The organism is Providencia sp. SP181, assembly GCF_050446505.1.
GTDB classification, from domain to species: Bacteria; Pseudomonadota; Gammaproteobacteria; order Enterobacterales; family Enterobacteriaceae; genus Providencia; species Providencia vermicola.
In genome coordinates this window covers 299,959-316,920 of sequence record NZ_JBBPXM010000001.1, presented here as the reverse complement: position 1 = coordinate 316,920, position 16,962 = coordinate 299,959, and the positions used below count along the sequence as shown (strand labels likewise).

The 16,962-nt window shown below is 41.4% G+C and carries 15 protein-coding genes and 1 pseudogene; 7 read left to right on the top strand and 9 right to left on the bottom strand.

The genetic code is table 11. The features are described from left to right. Positions 1 to 27: 27 nt before the first annotated feature. The 5 genes from AABS66_RS01440 to AABS66_RS01420 form a co-directional block, all read right to left on the bottom strand. Positions 28 to 1,848 (bottom strand): CocE/NonD family hydrolase, encoded by a 1,821-nt coding sequence (locus AABS66_RS01440; RefSeq protein ID WP_430224460.1) that lies wholly within the window; start codon positions 1,846 to 1,848, stop codon positions 28 to 30. A 4-nt stretch (positions 1,849 to 1,852) separates the two neighbouring features. After that, the gene (locus AABS66_RS01435; protein ID WP_430224459.1) at positions 1,853 to 3,262 is read right to left on the bottom strand and encodes a YfcC family protein; all 1,410 of its coding nucleotides are present in this window, start codon (positions 3,260 to 3,262) and stop codon (positions 1,853 to 1,855) included. Between the two features lie 21 nt (positions 3,263 to 3,283). After that, complete coding sequence (locus tag AABS66_RS01430; protein ID WP_272573276.1) at positions 3,284 to 4,012, bottom strand: IclR family transcriptional regulator; 729 nt, start codon at positions 4,010 to 4,012, stop codon at positions 3,284 to 3,286. Positions 4,013 to 4,279: 267 nt separating this feature from the next. Next, positions 4,280 to 4,708 (bottom strand): DMT family transporter, encoded by a 429-nt coding sequence (locus AABS66_RS01425; protein ID WP_206084113.1) that lies wholly within the window; start codon positions 4,706 to 4,708, stop codon positions 4,280 to 4,282. 5 nt (positions 4,709 to 4,713) lie between these two features. Continuing rightward, on the bottom strand, positions 4,714 to 5,166 hold the full coding sequence (locus AABS66_RS01420; protein ID WP_430224458.1) for a DMT family transporter: 453 nt from the start codon (positions 5,164 to 5,166) through the stop codon (positions 4,714 to 4,716). A 116-nt stretch (positions 5,167 to 5,282) separates the two neighbouring features. Here AABS66_RS01420 and AABS66_RS01415 point away from each other — a divergent pair, with 116 nt between their 5' ends. Further along, positions 5,283 to 6,209, top strand: coding sequence for a LysR family transcriptional regulator (locus tag AABS66_RS01415; RefSeq protein WP_206084115.1), 927 nt, complete (start codon positions 5,283 to 5,285; stop codon positions 6,207 to 6,209). A gap of 78 nt (positions 6,210 to 6,287) precedes the next feature. Next, positions 6,288 to 7,265 (top strand): Gfo/Idh/MocA family protein, encoded by a 978-nt coding sequence (locus AABS66_RS01410; protein WP_206084116.1) that lies wholly within the window; start codon positions 6,288 to 6,290, stop codon positions 7,263 to 7,265. A 59-nt stretch (positions 7,266 to 7,324) separates the two neighbouring features. Here AABS66_RS01410 and AABS66_RS01405 read toward each other — a convergent pair whose 3' ends face one another. Then, on the bottom strand, positions 7,325 to 8,974 hold the full coding sequence (locus AABS66_RS01405; protein ID WP_430224457.1) for an alpha-keto acid decarboxylase family protein: 1,650 nt from the start codon (positions 8,972 to 8,974) through the stop codon (positions 7,325 to 7,327). A gap of 124 nt (positions 8,975 to 9,098) precedes the next feature. Here AABS66_RS01405 and AABS66_RS01400 point away from each other — a divergent pair, with 124 nt between their 5' ends. After that, positions 9,099 to 9,992, top strand: a complete 894-nt coding sequence (locus AABS66_RS01400; RefSeq protein ID WP_206084118.1) for a LysR family transcriptional regulator — start codon at positions 9,099 to 9,101, stop codon at positions 9,990 to 9,992. Between the two features lie 70 nt (positions 9,993 to 10,062). Here AABS66_RS01400 and AABS66_RS01395 read toward each other — a convergent pair whose 3' ends face one another. Further along, positions 10,063 to 11,226: a calcium:proton antiporter gene (locus AABS66_RS01395; RefSeq protein WP_430224456.1), complete on the bottom strand. Its 1,164-nt coding sequence runs from the start codon at positions 11,224 to 11,226 to the stop codon at positions 10,063 to 10,065. A 421-nt stretch (positions 11,227 to 11,647) separates the two neighbouring features. On the opposite strand from AABS66_RS01395, the gene AABS66_RS01390 reads away from it, so the two are divergent. The 3 genes and pseudogenes from AABS66_RS01390 to AABS66_RS01380 form a co-directional block, all read left to right on the top strand. Beyond that, on the top strand, positions 11,648 to 13,255 hold the full coding sequence (locus AABS66_RS01390; protein WP_272680877.1) for a GMC family oxidoreductase: 1,608 nt from the start codon (positions 11,648 to 11,650) through the stop codon (positions 13,253 to 13,255). Between the two features lie 67 nt (positions 13,256 to 13,322). Beyond that, positions 13,323 to 13,652 (top strand): hypothetical protein, encoded by a 330-nt coding sequence (locus tag AABS66_RS01385; protein WP_430224455.1) that lies wholly within the window; start codon positions 13,323 to 13,325, stop codon positions 13,650 to 13,652. Next, a pseudogene (locus tag AABS66_RS01380) lies at positions 13,648 to 13,746 on the top strand (PAAR domain-containing protein); the annotation flags it as partial. The gene AABS66_RS01385 and the pseudogene AABS66_RS01380, both read left to right, overlap by 5 nt. Before the next feature lie 567 nt (positions 13,747 to 14,313). On the opposite strand, the gene ychF reads toward AABS66_RS01380, so the two are convergent. Beyond that, positions 14,314 to 15,405, bottom strand: a complete 1,092-nt coding sequence (ychF, locus tag AABS66_RS01375; protein WP_206084121.1) for a redox-regulated ATPase YchF — start codon at positions 15,403 to 15,405, stop codon at positions 14,314 to 14,316. Between the two features lie 103 nt (positions 15,406 to 15,508). Then, positions 15,509 to 16,099 carry an aminoacyl-tRNA hydrolase gene (pth, locus tag AABS66_RS01370; protein ID WP_206084122.1) on the bottom strand — a complete coding sequence of 197 codons (591 nt, stop codon included), beginning with the start codon at positions 16,097 to 16,099 and terminating at the stop codon, positions 15,509 to 15,511. 300 nt (positions 16,100 to 16,399) lie between these two features. On the opposite strand from pth, the gene ychH reads away from it, so the two are divergent. Further along, positions 16,400 to 16,666: a stress-induced protein YchH gene (gene ychH / locus AABS66_RS01365; RefSeq protein ID WP_206084123.1), complete on the top strand. Its 267-nt coding sequence runs from the start codon at positions 16,400 to 16,402 to the stop codon at positions 16,664 to 16,666. Positions 16,667 to 16,962 lie beyond the last annotated feature (296 nt).

Sequence of the window (16,962 nt, the reverse complement as noted above, 5' to 3'; positions counted from 1 at the left end):
TATCTTAATCGTACCTATCGGAAGTGATTACGTTTTCTTAACGATGGGTAATACGACCTTCGATGGGTATCTCTTTGAAATATGAATACTGTTATGTGCCACTTTCCATGTTCTATCCCCTGCGATAGTTTCACCTGTATTGGTGTTGAAATCGTATTTGGGGAAATTACTACTGGAAATATCTAACCGAATACGGTGCCCTTTCACAAAACGGTTAGCGCAAGCAAACGGTTTGATTTTAATTTCAACCACTTCATTAGGGTTTAACAAGGTTTTTTGCTCATAGCCCTGATGAAAACGGCAGCGGAAAATACCATCGGTAATATTCATGGCATAACCTTGCGGGTAATCTTCATTGGGTGGATAAACGTCAATTAATTTAGCTGTAAAATCCGTATCTAAGGCATCACTGCTGATCCATAAAGACACTTCAATATCACCAGCCAAACAAATATCGTCTTGTAAAATGTCGGTTTCAAAAACTAAAACATCAGGGCGAGCGGAAAGCGGCAGGTTATTTTGTTGGCTGCCAAAAAAATCAGGCAGTTCACGTTGATCGAATGCTCCTCCCCAAAAGATAGGTTGGCCTGATGTTAAAGCGCCGCCGATGGTTGGAACAGGGTACTTAGGATCATAGCAATAGGATATTGTTGTTTGCTTGGGGCACTCTTCACGCTGAAGAGATTGATTTCCCCAAAGGAAAAAAGGTGTTTTTTCAACATTGGGTAATGGCCATTGTTGGTGGTGAAGCCACTCACCACCATGTTCTAAACGCCCCTCAGAATTACGTTTACCACTACCGCCACCCATCATAAAAAAAGTAATGTCTTGCTGAGGCTTTGGTGGGTTAAGACCTTTTAAATGCGTGTTGAACCAAACTAAGCGGCAGGCTAACCAATCTTCACTGACATTGTGATCAAAAGCGGCAACTTCACCAAATTCAGCATTACCACTATGGGTAATATTTCGGTCCCCATGTAGCCAAGGGCCCATGATTAATTTTTGTGGTGATTGCTTTGTTGTGGTGAATGCGCGGTAGTTATCTAATGTCGAGCTAACATAAGCATCATACCAACTGGACATAAATAACACGGGGATATCGGGGATTTGGTCGTAGTAGCCCTCAGCGTAGATGCCTATTTTTTTCCAATAATCGGTAAAACACTCTTCTTCCCATTGCTCGAACAAATAAGATTCATATTCAGGCACATGTTTTAGTAATGTATGCCCTTGGTGCCATGGCATAGCCGCAAACCAATCATGAATATTTTCTTGTGCTAAAGCCGTTGAAACCGTGGAGGATTGTTGAGCGAGTGGGCTTAGTTTTGCTTGTTTATACGCCCAAGTGGCTTGTTTGAGCTCAAAGGCTCCCCCTTGACGAATACCGCATTGAAATGCATTGGCAAAGCCCCCTGAATCGAGCACCATGGTAGATAAGCCTGGTGGATTCAAACAGGCCATGGCTAATTGTGTATGGGCTGCATAAGAAAGCCCCATAGAGCCGATTTTTCCGTTACACCAAGGCTGTGCCATAATCCATTGTAGTGTATCGAAACCATCTTCTGCCTCATTAATATATTTGGTGAATTTACCTTCGGACTCATAACGGCCACGACAGTCTTGATAAATAATAATAAAACCTGCATGGGTGAAACAACGCGCCATCTCCTGACGCGTTATCTGGTGCCCAGTGACCGTTTTTTCAGAACGAGAAGGGGCTTTTTTGTCATAAGGTGTGCGCTCGATAATTACGGGGTAAGGGAAATCATCAGCGTCTTGCGGGAAATAGACATCCGTTGATAGGGTTACACCATCACGCATAACGATGCGGAAATTCTTCATATCCATATAGTTAATATCCTATGCTGACTGCGATGGTTAGTAAGCCAATACCGACAGCCATAAAAATTAAAAAAAGTGGGAAAATATATTTTGCCCATGTGGTCCAACTGACACCTGCGGTCGCTAAAAAGATCAGTAATCCGCTGGAGGTTGGCGTGATCATATTGGTCAGCCCATTCCCCATTAAAAAAGCAAAAACAGTCGTTTGCGGGGAAACACCTGAAATTTCACCTACGGGGCCTAATATTGGCATAGTGACAGCGGCTTGCCCTGAAGTGGATGGGATAGCGACATCTAATAATAATTGAGAAATAAACATACTGTATGAGGAAACATAAGCCCCATGGTTACCTACTAAGCCAACCAGTTGGTGAATTATCGTATCCAGAATTTTGCCTTGGGAAAGAATAATTTCAACCGCCGTTGCGAGCCCAATAAGCACGCCAGCAATCAGCACTTTTTTCATCCCGCTAACGAAAGCATCCGCTGCTGCGCTAGCCGTTAGGCCACTGCAAAAAGTTAAAACGACGCTTAGAAACAAATAATAAGCGGATAAATCATTATTCTTCCAGTGCCAGCGATTAGATGCATAGACTAAAAAAGCCACGCCAATGGCTAAAATAATTAACATTAACTTATGGCGGCCTGTCAGCGCGCTTGACTGGCTATTTTCTTCAACAATATAGCGAGTTAATGTCGTTTTACGGATACTGTAAAAGATAAACAAAATCCCTAAACTGATAAAAATAAAGTAGGCGGCAACACGCATGCTTAAACCGCTGAATACAGGTAGTCCCACCAGTGGCTGAGCAATCGATAATGCATAAGGGTTAGTAATTGACGCGAGGTAACCAACTTTAACGGCGATAGCAACAATTGCGAGGCCGATAAGCTCATTAAGCCCAACACGTTTCATCAGGGCAATGACCATCGGGATCACCAAAAGGTACTCTTTGGCTAATCCCATAAAGGTACTTCCCATCGAGAAAACAATCATTAAAAAAGGAATTAATAAGTAAATATTCCCCCGAGTGACATGCAATAGCCTTCCAAGCCCTGACTCGATAGCCCCCGTTTTATTCAGGATCCCAAACATTCCACCAATAAATAGCACCATATAAATAAGAGGGGATTGCTTAATAATTCCTTCTGGGATGGCTTTAAATAGTTGAATTAAACTGACGGGAGCCGCTTCATTTTCAGCGGGTTTTTCGGTTCCTAAGACTTGCCCAAAGTTCACTTCTTTGGAAATTGTCTGATAAGAGTCAGGAATGACTTTTTTGCCATCGCGTTCATATTGCCCAGACTCAACAAAATAGGTCATTAAAAAGGCAATAATCACAATGGTTAACATGACTAAAACGGGGTTCATCTGCCAACCTGGCGATGCATTCTGCTTGAGGGTTTGTGTTGGTTGCATGGTGTAGTCTCTTTTATTGTATTAATTATTAGGGATATAACCGAGTTGCCTTGAGATACGTAGAGCAGACTGAAGAAGTTGCTCCGTCATTTCTTTTTCTTTGTCATCAGAAAAACGGCTAAGCGGGAGGCTGATACTGAGTGCTGCAATGCAATCCCCATTTTGCGTAAAAATTGGCGCAGCGATTGCACCAATTCCTGCTGTTAATTCCCCGCGCGTAATGGCGAAGCCTCGAGTATGTATATCTGCCAATGTTTGGATAAGAGAGGGGTTTTTCTCGGTAAAATGGGATTGCACATCTAAAGGTGAATAGGCAAGCAAGACTCTTCCTGATGCACCAGAGCCGAGGGCACGACGGTTGCCTGCTTCACTACGGACTTGAAGTGATTGTCCTGACGGCTTATGTAAAACTTGAAGGACGTCATCGTTATCACGTATACGCAATTGAATGTTTTCATCGAAGCGTTGGCGCAGCCGTTCTGCTTCAATGTCAGCCACTTGGATGTAGTCAATTTGTTGACGTGCACAATTCCCTAAACTTAACAATTGATGGCCTAAATGATAAGTAACGGGGTTATCATTTTTTTGTACGAAATGGCGGTTTTCTAAAGTGCAGAGCAAGCGGTAAACCTTCGATTTATTCATTCCCGATAAACGGGAGAGTTCGCTTAGTCCAAGGTTATCCTTCTCACCTAATAACATTAGGAGCAAAAGGGCGTCATCAACAGCCGTCACAATATTGTCTTTCATGCCAACCTCGATCGGTTTGTACAGTAAACCACTGGTTTATTTAATAAAATTAGCATGGGGAATAACAAAAAATGATTCAAGAGAGTTGTTAATAAATTGTGAGGTGAGTTAGGGTTTTTAAAATAGAGGATACGAGAAAATTAGGAAGGATAGCTATTTATTTTTAAATAAAACAAATGGTTATTTTAATTTTAAACACTTAGGTGATTTAAGGGCGATTCGCTCAAATAAAATATGATTGATGCCAAAATAGCCCCGAAATATCAATTATCTGGTTTGCCTAGTAAAATTGATCATAACACCCACGATAATCAAAGCGACCCCGATTAATTGCAAATAGGCATTTTGGTTTTGTATTCCATTAACCGTATCTATCACTAAGCTTGATATCATTTGGCCACAAATAACGAATACAGACGTTAACATCACCCCTAACAATGGCAAAACATAGCTATTGATGACGACAAAAAATGCGCCAATTATTCCTCCAACAAAGGCAATTAACGGAATTTCAGTAAGGTTAAATTGATATTGGTTTAGGACTAATACAATGACAGTTAAGAATAAAAAACCAATTAAATGATTAATTAAGGCACTGTAAAATGCGTTGCGTTGCTGAGCGAGTTTTCCGTTGAGTGTTCGACTCATCACGATGCATACCCCATTGAATAATGCGATAAAAATATAGAGTGTCATTTTTATTATTTCCCGATAATTAACAAGCTACTGCCACTGATTAGTAAGACACACATCAGAATATCGTTATGGGTGATCCTGCGCTTTGTTACGCCAAACCAGCCAAAAGCATCGACTAACAAGCTGAATAATATTTGCCCAGTGATCATCAAGATAATACTGCCAGATAACGAAAGCGGGCTATTTACTGTGATTGCGGCGAGCAGTACCGTAAAAGCCCCTGGGATCCCTCCGAGATACCAAAGTAATTTACCTCGAGTCGTGGAGGCTTTGTTTTTCTGTTTTTTTACGTAAAACAGAAAAATAATCAATGAAAATATTGAGCCAATCGCATGGGTTAGCCAAGAAGCGGTTAGCGGTGTGGTAAAAAGCGATAAATAGCTGTTTGCCATAATCATTAATGATAATAAGACACCTGATGTCAGCGCCATTAATGATAAAATATACTTATTATTCATGATGATGAATCTTATAAAATCAATTTGTATTTCGAGGGTGATAAGGTATTCTGTTTTTAGTTTTGCATCAAGAAAACAGACTGTTTGCTTTTGGTTGACAATAAGTGGATTGATCAATGGATAATATGAGCGCATTTCCTATTTTGATTGCGGTAGCGGATGCTTTAAGCCTGACAAAAGCAGCAAAGTCGTTGAATATGACCAAGTCAGGGATCAGCAAGGCTCTCAAAGAGGTTGAAGATACGTTAGGGGTTAAATTGTTTCATCGCACCACCCGAACCGTGAGTTTAACCGAGGCGGGGGAGGCTTATATAGGCTATATTCGCCAGTCATATCAGTTGGCAATGATGGCGAAAGATGTCGCATCCCAATTTAGTGACAAAATTGCAGGGACATTGCGAATTTCTGCACCGATGTCGTTTGGCACATTACACCTTGCTAAAATGCTTCCTGCCTTTATGCAGCTATACCCTGAACTTAATGTTGAATTGTTTTTTGATGACAAAGTGACGGATTTGATTACTGATGGGTACGATATCGCTGTACGTATCGGTGAACTCCCTGACTCCTCCCTTGTAGCGCGTAAATTATTCCCTTGCACCAGTGGCTTATATGCCTCAAAAGGTTATTTAGCTCGGTTTGGCACACCAACTAAAGTGGCGGATTTACGTGAACACAATTGCTTGTCATATTCGTTTTATCAAGCAGGGCAAGAGTGGGTTTTTTATCAAAAAGGGAAAAAATTTAGCCATGTACCGAAAGGTTCATTGCGGGTTAATAATAGCCAAGCCTTAATTCAAGCCGTTAAAGCCGATATCGGCATCGCGTTATTACCGCATTTTATTACAGTGATAGAGGGGGATGATACGTTAATTCCATTACTAACGAATTATCAATTGCCTGATCATAATATTTACGTAGTCTATCCAGAAAAAGAATATTTACCCCGTAAAATAAAAGTGTTTATTGATTTTTTATATACACAGTTTGCAGTGGGCAGTGAATACCCGCAACGAATCAAAAGTAAGGCTGATAAAAGGTGAGTATTCATTGATTGTCTGCTCATGTCTTGTTATTAATGAACAAATTAAAACTGATTTTATTCGCGACAGGTAACGTAAATGAAACTTGCACTCATTGGTTCAGGCAAAATAATTATGATGGCGCTCGATGCATTAAAAACAATGCAAGAGATTGAATTAGTTGCACTGTGCGTTAGGCCCGAAAGTGAAGAAAAAGGTAAAGTACTTTGTCAGCAATTTGGTATTGCGAAACTTTATACGGATTACCAAGTGTTATTGCAGGATGAGGACGTTGACACAGTATATATTGGGCTGCCGAATCATTTGCATTACCAGTATACTGAGCAAGCACTGATGGCCAATAAACACGTGATTTGCGAAAAACCGTTTACGCCGCATTGGGAACAGCTGCAAGAATTAATTTTATTATCCCAGAAACGAAATCTTTTCTTATTCGAAGCGATCACTTCAATTCATACACCAGAATTTGCAATTATCAAACAAAACATGGGTAAAATTGGTGAAATAAAAGCCATTCAAGGTAACTATTCGCAATATTCAAGCCGTTATAATGATTACCTGCAAGGGCATGTTCATGGGGCATTTGACCCAAAACAAGCGGGTGGGGCGTTATATGACATTAACCTCTATAACATTTATTTATTGGTTGCATTAATGGGTAAACCTGATAACAGCCGGTATATATGTAACAGAGGGTTTAATGGCATTGATACGTCAGGGATATTCACGGCGCAGTATGCGACTGCAACAGCGTCTTGCGTGGGGGCAAAAGACTCAGCCAGCCCTGGTTTTTTCATTATCCAAGGTACAAAAGGATACATCCAAGTGCAGGGCGCCCCAAGCCTTTGCCAAAAAGTAGAGGTGTGCATCGAGGGTGAAACCTCAACAGTGATCCGCGATGAGTCCATTAACCATATGATTTATGAATTTGCTTATTTTCGCGATCAGGTTGCGTCACAAAAACGCCAGCAAAGTGATGAATTACTGGCATTAGCATTAAGTGTGTCTAAAGTTCTCACCGAAGCACGGGAAAATGTGGGCTTGATATTTGAGTAATGGGCACAATAAATTGGCAGCTTGGTGATAAGAGAAACACGCTGCCAATTCCAGTATGTTTAAAATGAATATAATGAACTGACGGATTCACCCAATTTTCTCGCTAATTCAGAAGATGCATACCTGTCCATCACCACTTCAATATAAGCCGCATGATCAGAAGATTGTGCCGTATTAATCGCAGCATCGAGCTCATGACAGCTGTTGACGCGTTGGCAATACCAATCTTCGCAACCTAATGCATGGGGCAACTGCGCATAATTCCATTGTGGCAAATCGTTGTAATAGGCCTCAGGATCTTTACAAAGTAACCTTTCGATTAAATAGCCATCATTATTAAGCACAAAAATTATCGGTTTTAAATTAAAGCGGGCAAATTGACTGATTTCTTGCGCGGTAAGCTGGTGTGATCCCTCACCAGTGACCAGAATGATACGGCGATTGGGCTCGGCTATCGCAGCACCAAAAGCGGCAGGTGTCGCCCAACCAATTGATCCCCATAAGGTTTGGTTATGGAACTGGGCATTTTTGGGTAGCAAAGCAAAGCCTAAGCCCATTGATGCAGTCCCTGTTTCGGCAATAATGATATCGTCTTCACGGAACAGGCTTTCGAGACGAGGATAAAGATATTCGGCTGTAATTTTATCTTGTTCATTTAGGAGGGGGGAACCTAACCCTTCGGCTTGGATTACTTTATGGTTTAACGTAGGCGCAAGCTTATTCAACTGGTCAAGCACATCATTCATATAGACTTGTGGATAAACAGCAGAGCCGACAATAACGTGGTCTGACAAAATATTAATACAGTTTTCACTGTTTATTTTTGCGGTAAAACTGCCTGAGTTAAAGTCAGTTAATACCGCGCCAATTCCGACTAAACAGTCACAGCTTTCGACAAAATCGGCAACTTTAGGGTTCATTAAGTGCCCATTATAGAGCCCAATATAAGTTGGGTTGGATTCGCTCAATACGCCCTTATCCATAAACATCGTGGTGTAAGGTAACCCTGTTTTATCAATCAGGGTTTGCACTTGCTGTGCAAGGCCTAAACGTGCGGTTAATATCCCTGGGACAAAACAGGCTTGAGTGGATGCGTTCAATTTCTCTAAGATAGCCGTTACTGCCGCAGACAGTGATCCGCTATTACTTTTAGGAATAGCGGGTTTGTCCACATTTTTATCTGCCATAACGGGCATAATGGCATAGTCCGAAGGGATGCCTAAGTAGACAGGGCGGCGTTCTTGTAAAGCGGTTGTGATTAAACGTTCAGTTTCAGCGATGCAGTTTTCAGGCGTTAAAACGGCATGAGCGCAGCTTAAATGTTGGCTCATTTGGTAAAATACATTAAAGTCACCATTGCCCAATGTGTGGTGGACTAATCGATGATTTTTTTGTACACCACTGGCAGGCATGCCGACGAGGTGAAAAATAGGTAAGTGTTCAGCATAAGCGCCAGCAATGCCATTTAAAGCGCTTAACTCCCCAACTCCAAAGGTGGTGGATAGTGCAGCGACACCCTTTATACGAGCGTACCCATCGGCTGCATATGAGGCATTGAGTTCGTTACAATTACCAATCCAGCGCATCGACTTATTTTCACACACGGCGTCTTCAATTGGGAAAGCGTAATCCCCTGCGACGCCAAAAATATCGTTGATACCGATTTCTTGTAGGCGATTCAAAACATATTCAATGACGGTCAGGTTCATTATATTGACTCCTATTAATTACATTAGATTATAATGTTGCTTAACATTATTTTTAGACTATATTTTTCTGAATAGGAAATCACTTATAATCATTCTAACTATAACTAAAAATCATAGGTGAGATATGGATATTCGTTCGTTACGTTATTTTGTTGAGGTGGTGCAACTCAATGGGTTTAGCCGTGCTGCTGAACAACTGTTTGTGACGCAACCTGCTATTAGCCGCAGTATTAAAAAGCTAGAGGATGAGCTGGGTTATACCTTGTTAATCAGGGAGAACGAAGGGGTCAGGTTGACGGATGAAGGGACGATTCTGTTGGCTCACGCAAAGCAAATTTTGGCGCAATTTAAAAGTATGGAACAGGCATTAAAAGAAAAATCAGGGCCACTAACGGGGGTTTTACCTGTTGGGTTACCCCCAGTGATTGCCTCAACCTATTTTGCTGACATCATTATGGCGTTCAGCTTGCGTTATCCCCAAGTGGAGTTAAAAATCCTGGAATTAGGAACGCGGAAGATGCGTGATGCCATGTTAAATGGCGAGGTAGAAACCGCGGCTGTCATGCTCCCATTTGACGATGAGCGCTTTGATCTAGATATTTTTTCGACAGATAGATTAATGTTATTGGTTAATGAGAAGCACCCCTTGGCAAGGCGAGATAGCGTCAAGTTTGTTGAATTAATTAATGAGCCATTTATTTTCTTTTCTGATGATTTCCGGATTAATGAGCTTGTTATCAGTGCCTGCGGAATTTATGGCCATAAGCCTGTGATTTCAGGGCGCAGTAGCCATCTTGATTTAGTCACCGCGATGGTGAGGGCTGGTGTCGGGATAACACTGCTTCCAGATAGTATGTGGCGCAAAACGAGTTCAGCGGGGTTATCGATTATCCCTGTGATTGAGCCAATACTTGCCTATGATTTAGCCTTAGCCACGCTGAAAAATAACCAGCAGAGCCGCCGAGCTCAAGCGTGGCACGACTTGGCTTTGAATATGTTAAGAATAAATAGGAGATAAAAAAGGGCTTACATTAACGGATTGATACCAGTTTGGTCTTTCCCAAGAAGCCCTTAACTTTAGCGATTAATCAGGGATAAAATAGAATAAGCCCGAATACAGCAAAGACTGTAAGGTGCATCCATCCTTGAATAGGCGATGTTCTCTGCCCATTAAATGAAAGCATAGTAAGCAACATGGTAATCGCGAATAACGCTGTTTCTGCATTAGAAATTCCCATGATGACTTGTTTACCGGTAATAATCCCTATAATTAATACGGCTGGCACAGTTAAGCCAACAGTTGAGACAAAAGCACCTTGGCAAAGGTTTATCGCGCGTTGCATCTCGTTATTCATTGCCGCTTTTACGGCGGTGATAGACTCAGGTGTAAACACGATAATAGCAATCAGGACACCACCTACAGCAGCAGGCGCACCTAAGGCACTAATACTGTAATCAGTCACGATAGCTAAATAATGTGCAAGTAACACAATAGGTAGGATCAACCCAATTAACACACAAGAACGGATAATAATCACTTTTTTATTTGCCCCTGATTGAGGCGAATTGTTTTCGGTAGTTTTGTCTGTTAAATCAAATTGTTCTGGAATATTCATAAACCCTTTAGGGGGTTGAATGAAAAACCGACGGTGACCACGCATCTGCATCCACAAAAATGCCCCATAGATTAGAAGAGTGAGACCCGAAATGCCTATTGCCTGCGTATGGGAATACTCCCCTTGGAAGGAGGTATAATTGGGTAATACTAGGGCTAAACTGGTCAGCAACACAATCATTGAAAGGTAACTGTTTGCCCCTTGAGTATTGTATTCTTGCTCGCCATTTTTAGCCGACCCCGCTAGCAGACATATGCCTAAAACGAGGTTCATGATGATCATCATCACGGCGAATATGGAATCACGCCCTATGGTCGGAAAATCACCGGGTCCTAGCAGGACAGAGGCGATAAGAATAACCTCAATTAACACGATAGATAAGGTGAGGATCAACGTCCCGTACGGTTCACCGAGTTGTTCAGCTAAGTGGTCGGCCTCTTTAACCACGCCAAAAGATGCGGTAAGTATTGTCATAAATAGCAGCAAAAAAACCCAAGTTGCACGCAATGCAGACAGACCGTCATTGAGTAATGTATCGCCATTTAAGATAAAAAAAATGACGACTAGCCAAGAGCCAGCTAACCGACCCCAAGTCGTTAAAGGGATGAGTGGACTATTGAAACAGAAGTGACCCATAGTATTTACCTAAAAAGAAAGGGCCGTCCCTGTTGATGATACGTGTTTGAGGTCGTCCTCAAACCGATAGAATATAAATTATTGCCTACTATAGCACTCATTTATGAGCTTGCAACTAAGCTTTGCTTTGGCTGATAACGCCAGTGGGCATAAAAAATGATATTTCTCTATGACTAAATTGCGTGTCAAATAGTCATAGATATTCATTTATTAATGAGTTGCGAGTGTAACTCAATTGGTAAGTTAAATTGCAATTTTCCCTGAATAAACAAGGTACATTAAGAGTGTAAAATAGTTACACAGGAAATTGTTTTTGATTTAAATCACAAATGCAAAATATTGTTCATACATTAATAAATCAAAGGCGCTATTGTTAAATAAATGAAAATAGATTGTTTCTTTTATTTGATGAGGGTGAGAAATGAGCACAGAAAAGTATGACTATATTATTGTTGGGGCGGGCTCAGCAGGCTGTGTGCTCGCCGCTCGTTTAATTCAAGAAACGCAAGCTCGCGTATTGCTTATCGAAGCCGGTGGCAGTGATAACCATCTATTTATTCGTATGCCTGCAGGTGTGGCGAAAATTATCGCCCAAAAAAGCTGGCCTTATGAAACTGAACCGGAACCTCATGCTAACAACCGCAAAATGCAAATTGCTCAAGGGAAAGTATTGGGAGGAAGCAGCTCGGTAAATGGTATGATTTATATCCGAGGCCAAAAACAAGATTATGATAATTGGGCGCTAAATTACGGCTGTGAAGGTTGGGGATATGAGGATGTATTGCCATGGTTCAAAAAAGCGGAACGTAATGAAAGCCTGACGGGGGAATATCATGGGACGCAAGGCCCACTCCCAGTGAGTGAAAACCGATATCGCCATCCATTATCAATGGCATTTATTCGTGCAGCACAAGAACATGGCCTGCCTTATGTCAATGACCTTAACGGAGAAAGCCAGCAAGGAACCAGCTTTTACCAGACAACAACGCATAATGGAGAAAGAGCCAGTACATCAAAAACCTATTTAAAATCAGTGGAAAAGAGTGATAAATTGACATTAAAGCTTGGTACCCAAGTGAACCGGGTTATCATTCGTGATGGGTGTGCTGTCGGTGTTGCCTATCAAGGGAAAAATGGCCATGAGATTGAGGCAATCGCCACTCATGAAGTGTTGGTCTGTTCTGGCGCGATGGGCTCAGCAAAATTATTAATGTTGTCAGGGATAGGGCCTGAAGAGCACCTGTCTTCCCTTGGTATTAATACCCTTGCTAACTTACCCGTTGGCAAAAATTTTCATGACCACCTACATATGTCAATTAACGTCACCACTAAGCAACCGATAAGCTTATTTGGCGCAGACCAAGGGTTAAATGCGATTAAACATGGTGTGGAGTGGATGGTATTTCGCAGTGGGTTACTTACCTCTAACGTTTTAGAAGGCGCTGCATTTAAAGACAGCTGCAACCAAGGTCGCCCTGATGTGCAAATTCACTTTTTACCGATTTTAGACAGTTGGGATGATGTTCCTGGTGAGCCTCTGCCAGCTGCCCACGGGTTCTCTTTAAAGGTCGGGTACCTACAGCCTAAGTCACGTGGTGAAGTTTTATTACGTAGCGCAGACCCACAAGCACCGCTAAAAATTCACGCTAATTATCTTGCATCACCTGAAGATATGGAAGGTTGCAAGCGTGCGGTTAAATTTGGGCTGGAAGTATTAGATTCCCCTTCATTACAAGCGCTAAGCAAAGAGGTTTTAATGCCTCCGAGCTCTGTACGCCATGATGAAGCCCAACTTGAAGAGTTTGTGCGGAATTTCTGTAAAACAGTTTACCATCCTGTAGGAACCTGTCGCATGGGAACGGACCCTACAACGTCAGTGACTGATCTACGGTTGCGGGTGCATGGTATTGATCATTTACGTGTTGTAGATTGCTCCGTAATGCCTGAAATTCCAAGCGGTAATACCAATGCACCGACTATTATGATTGCAGAACGTGCCGCAGCGATGATTATTGAAGATAGGAAATAACCACCGTTAGGTATAACAAAACGACTCTGGCAATTTAAGAGGCTCTGAATATTGCGAATTGTTCAGAGTGCCATTCGATACCAATATGGATAACTGGCTATTTAATATATGCGGCCCATTGGGCACAGTTTTTGGGTTTAGTTGGACATTGGCACCATTGCCAACTATTCCACTGCAAAAAGCACTTCCTGATATGGGGGAAGTGTATTACCACCACGGCAATACTGTCAGCTTCTTTGAAGCCAGACAAACCAGTGAAGATCCAAAACATCCCGTCGGGGATGGAGCTGGCACTGTTCGCACCCGTTGGCGTATGAATGGCAACTATAAATTTTACTTAGTTCCTGATATTGCCAATAAATTAAACGGTCAGTTAGAACAAGACCAAAAAAAGTAGTGTGTTTATTGATGGCAAACCTGCGGCTAGAACAGGTGATGCTGTCAGCTGCAGTGGGGTGTTAATTGGTAATTCATCGGTAAAAATCGGCTAAGATAAAAAATTATGAGGGATTTATTGTGTTTTTAAAAAACTAATGACAGGGCAGTACTCACTTGCTGTTACATTTTGGCTGGGATGGGTTGTACCAATAATTGTTGTTGCGTTCATGATATCGGAAGTTTTTGAACGAGGTTTTTTAAATGGATATTCTATTCTTTATCCGATGGTTGGGTTATTTATTATCAGAACAGCAATTACAGGGGGGATATTATTTGCCCTTATTGCATTGTTGCGAAAGAAAGTCAGTTTTTGGCGAGTGATTGCTTTTTTAGTTGTATCTATTGAATTGATAATTAGCCTTCATTTCTTCGTCGTGGGTTTGAATGTTCTCTTATATCCAATCTGACTTTTAATAAAATGATCGTTTTGATGTGTTGAGTAGCGATCGTTTTTTCAAGGTTAATATAAGTTGTACTCAGTTGCATACTCATTTAACTATGAGCTTTTATGAAACTTAGTGAGATAAAAAACAGCATAAAACCAAGTTGATACCATGAGTTTTTATGCTGTTTTATTATGGTGTGATACTTTATAAAACAGTGTGGACTAGATTGTAGGGCTACACATTAAACAAGAAGTTTAATACATCGCCATCTTTAACGATGTAATCTTTCCCTTCAGCACGCATTTTACCTGCTTCTTTGGCACCTTGCTCACCACGGTATTGGATAAAATCATCAAATGCGATGGTTTGAGCACGAATAAAGCCTTTTTCAAAGTCAGTATGGATTTTGCCTGCCGCCTGTGGTGCAGTTGCGCCCACAGGGATTGTCCATGCACGAACTTCTTTAACACCTGCAGTGAAGTAGGTTTGCAGATTAAGTAATTCATAACCTGCACGAATAACACGGTTTAAGCCTGGCTCTTCGATGCCTAAATCTGCCATAAATTCGTCGCGTTCTTCGTCATCTAACTCAGCGATATCAGATTCGATAGCAGCGCACACAGGCACAACTACAGAGCCTTCGGCTTGAGCAATTTCATACACTTTGTCTAAGAACGGGTTATTTTCAAAACCATCTTCGTTGACGTTCGCGATATACATGGTTGGTTTTAACGTTAAAAAGCTTAAATAGCGGATTGCTGCTTTATCTTCTGTGGTTAAATCCAAGGTACGTAGCATGCCAGCTTGCTCTAAATGTGGCAGACATTTTTCTAATGCTTCCAATTCAGCTTTTGCGTCTTTATCGCCACCTTTAGCGCGTTTTTGTACGCGGTGGATAGCACGTTCGCAGGTATCAAGATCCGCCAAGGCTAATTCAGTATTGATAACATCAATATCTTCAGCTGGGTTAACTTGGCCAGCGACGTGGATGATATTGTCGTTTTCAAAACAACGCACTACGTGGCCGATAGCTTCGGTTTCACGGATGTTAGTTAAGAACTGGTTACCCAGACCTTCGCCTTTAGATGCGCCTTTTACCAAACCTGCGATGTCTACGAATTCCATGGTGGTTGGTAAAATTCGCTGTGGCTTCACAATTTCAGCTAATTGATCAAGACGTGGGTCTGGCATTGGCACAACACCCGTGTTTGGTTCAATTGTACAGAAAGGGAAGTTGGCTGCTTCGATGCCGGCTTTGGTCAATGCATTAAATAATGTGGATTTACCCACGTTTGGCAGACCAACGATACCGCATTTAAAACCCATATGTTTCTCACCTTAAATAGCGAGGGGCAGGCGAGTGCTGCACCCAATGTTTAGAAATTGGCGCTGATTATACACAAAAAGTCGATTTTGATGAAATGAACTCTTATGCAGACGCTTTAAAGCTATGTAAACGGTTTATCGCTTTGTCCATTCCATCCGATAATAGAATGTCAGTACACCTTACTGCTTCGTCAATGGCATCATCAATCAGTTTTTGCTCAGACAGCGGTGGCTTACCTAAAACGAAACCAACAACCTTGTTTTTATCGCCTGGATGGCCAATACCGATGCGTAAGCGGTAAAAGTTTGGGTTATTGGCGAATTTGCTTTGAATGTCTTTCAACCCGTTATGGCCCCCATTGCTACCACCAAGCTTCATTTTTGCTACACCAGGTGGAATATCAAGCTCATCGTGGGCAACTAAAATTTCATCAAGGTTAATACGATAAAAGTTCGCCATTGCCGCGACGGCTTTTCCACTGAGGTTCATAAAGGTGGTTGGCACCAATAAGCGGATATCATTACCGCTAAGATTAATGCGTGCGGTATAGCCGAAAAATTTCGGTTCTTCTTTTAGGGGTTGATTGTGGCGCTGTGCCAGTAAATCAACATACCATGCCCCTGCGTTGTGGCGGGTTTGTGCGTATTCAGCCCCCGGATTTGCAAGGCCAACAATTAATTTAATTTTGCTCACGGCGACTATTTCACTGTCAGTTTATGGAATTAATCACCTAGTTTACCTTGTGAAGGGGAGGATGTACAAAAATCAGATAAAAAACATCACGATGATTATAGTTGCCATATGAACTATTCGTTTTTTATGTTTTTTTGATAAAAAGCACTTTATGTTTAGATATTATTGTTAACTTCGTACCTTGTGATGCCTATCGCAAAAAATTTTACTTAATGCACTATAATTCTTACATAAATATAAAGAACCACCGAATTTATTTACAGTTGCTTGCTTATCAGTTCACTGATACTGGAGGTAGATATGAAACGGAAAAGTGCCCATATAATTGGTAATGTTCTCATGGGGTTAGGAATGGTCATGATGATTGGAAGCATTGGTGTTAACCTATTTGCCCATGTCATCAACTTTGGTCTATCAGAGCTTGTCACTAACGGCTCACTCTTCGGAATTTTCGTGGGTGCAATGGTATGGTTAGTGGGCGCGAGAGTCGGTGGACGTGAAAAAGTGGCTGACCGCTATTGGGTCTTAAAACATTACTCACGTAAAGATAATCACCGTTATCCATAATTATTCTTCTTATTAATTAAGTTAGTAATAATTATAGATGATAGATGATAGATGATAGATGGCTGGGTGATAGTCAGTGCTTTTAATAGCGAAGTCGCCTAGCTACATAGGTTTTGTTTGTCTTTTCAAAGAAGTTGGTTATTTTTATGGCGTATAGGTTGTGTGAGTAGGAAATAGCCATAGAAATAGGTATCTGTCGTTATAACCCTCTAAAATCATAAAGCCCCTACAGATAACTGTAGGGGCTTAATTTTTAGTTGTGATATTCTATCACCGTTGAAACATTAATTACTCAA